At 68.3% G+C, this 2,000-nt stretch carries 2 protein-coding genes and 1 pseudogene; 2 read left to right on the top strand and 1 reads right to left on the bottom strand.

The genetic code is table 11. The annotated features are described in order from the left end of the window. Nucleotides 1-51: 51 nt before the first annotated feature. Nucleotides 52-504 (bottom strand): transposase, encoded by a 453-nt coding sequence (locus I5Q34_RS23380; RefSeq protein ID WP_234429432.1) that lies wholly within the window; start codon nt 502-504, stop codon nt 52-54. A gap of 1,062 nt (nt 505-1,566) precedes the next feature. Here I5Q34_RS23380 and I5Q34_RS23375 point away from each other — a divergent pair. Next, nucleotides 1,567-1,785, top strand: coding sequence for a DUF5988 family protein (locus tag I5Q34_RS23375; RefSeq protein ID WP_199894357.1), 219 nt, complete (start codon nt 1,567-1,569; stop codon nt 1,783-1,785). Then, nucleotides 1,745-2,000 (top strand): annotated as a pseudogene (locus I5Q34_RS23370) (2-oxoglutarate ferredoxin oxidoreductase subunit alpha); the annotation flags it as partial. The gene I5Q34_RS23375 and the pseudogene I5Q34_RS23370, both read left to right, overlap by 41 nt.

Raw genomic sequence — 2,000 nt, 5'->3', positions numbered from 1 at the left:
CGAACATCGCCTGAAAACACACAACCCGGCCGCTACGAAAGTCGGGGCAGCTCAGACATGCGTGGAATCGGTGCGCTGGGTGGTGCGCTCGTGCACCAGGCCGGCCTCCTTGAGGCGGGCCAGCGCGAGGTCGAGGAGGCGGTCAGCGCGGTCCCCTTCGGCAAGACGATCGCGGAAATCGGCCAGCACACTGTGATGGAACCCGGGGTCGTCCAGCTCCATGGCCATCGCGTACTTGAAGTCGATGCGGCAGCGGACCGCCTCGGCGGCCTGCCGGTCCGACAGGCCGAGCAGGAACTGCAGCACACAGACGGTAGCCAGTTGAGCAGGCGAGAGACCCGGACGCCCGTCACGCGGGTACCAGTCGGCGAAGTCCCCGTCGCGCCATAGCCCGTCCAGCCGGTCTCTCACCCACATCGCCGTGGTGCCACCCGGGTTGCTCGCCCGCGCGATCTGCGCGGTCAGAGAAGGGACGTGCTCACCGGAACGGGGACGGAGGGACAACAGGCACCTCGACGACTGCATCGGTCACTGGAACAGCCCGAGCATGCCTGTTGATCATGCTGCCGCACCGGAGAACTCCAAGATCCCCGACAGAGTCAAGCTCAAAGCCGGGGGCCGTTCCGCCGCATGAGCCTTTTCGCAGGTGGGCGGCCCGGCTGTCACTCTTCTCCGGGATCGCGTGCCGGATGCCGCGACGTCGTAGGCAGGCGCGATGATGCCATTGTTGTAGGCCCGGTCCGTGCTGCCACTGTCCAGCCTCCGGCGGGGTCGCCAGGGCCCCATGCGGGGCACCCAGATCTTGTCCCGCTCCGGTTCGCACTCGGTGCAGCCCCTCCGCTGGTCCGGGGCGAGGGCCAGGGGCAGCGGACGGCATCTGCTGTCAGCTGCCAGGTGGACCTCGGTGGTCGGCCCGCTGAGGGACCGGCCGAGGGCCTCACCGGCCGGACTGCCTTCTCCGGGAACGCCAACAAACGGGACCCCGCCGGTCCGGCCGGGCGCCGGACGCCCACCAGAGGGCGGCGCGTTCCCCGCGGAAGGTGTGGGTGACCGGCTGCCGGGTCGTCGGGCTGTCCGGGGCCGTGCCGGACCTGTTCGCGGATCGGGCCCCGGCTCCAGGATCCGAACGACAAGCAGCGCCCACACCTCGGTGAACTCCTCCCCGCCTGCCCCGAGATGACCTCCTCGGCCTCGCTCGTCGGTGACGTCGCCCGCCTCATGGCCGAGCTCCGCGACGCCGAGCTCCACGCCTGGATGGCCAACGTCCGCGCGGCCGTACTGCCCGAGACGGATCCTTTCTTCTATGGCCTCGACCGGGACCGCGACGCCGTCGTCGCCAGGCTGTCCTCCCGGGGCAGCTCCGCCGAGAGGGCGCAGTGGGGCGGAGACGGTATACGAAACCCCAAGGTTCCCCTGAGAAGCCATTCGTCAGAGCCTGCTCAAGGCAGGGGTGTCCGCAGGCGCGAGGCGCGTGCTCAGATGAACCGAACGCACCACAGCCGCGGTGGCCCACGGGCCGTCGTACCCTCCCCATTCCCGTGACCGACTACGGAGAAGTGTGTTCCGATGCCTGACCACATTCCGAACGCCGTCCTCGTCGGCGGCCCGCACAGCGGACTTGAGCAGGACGAGAGGATCCGGTACACCGAGGACCTGAACTCCTCGATCAAGGTGTTCCGGGGCAACCGCTATGAGCATTTCCACCCAACGGACGAGACCACAGTCCAGGACGAGCTGGAACTCCATGTGTTCCGTTGGGCGGGGCGCACCTACGTTGCCGAATGAAGAGGTGCGTCGGCTGGAGCAGGTGGTGATCCGGTTCGCGGGTGACTCCGGTGACGGTATGCAGCTCACCGGTGACCGTTTCACCTCGGAGACGGCCTCGTTCGGCAACGACCTGTCCACCCTGCCGAACTTCCCGGCCGAGATCCGTGCCCCCGCCGGTACGCTGCCCGGTGTCTCGTCGTTCCAGCTGCACTTCGCCGACCATGACATCCTCA

This window comes from Streptomyces sp. AV19 (assembly GCF_015999245.1).
GTDB lineage: Bacteria > Actinomycetota > Actinomycetes > Streptomycetales > Streptomycetaceae > Streptomyces.
The sequence above is the reverse complement of the archived record's forward strand: the minus strand, read 5'-3'. Positions and strand labels throughout refer to the sequence as shown.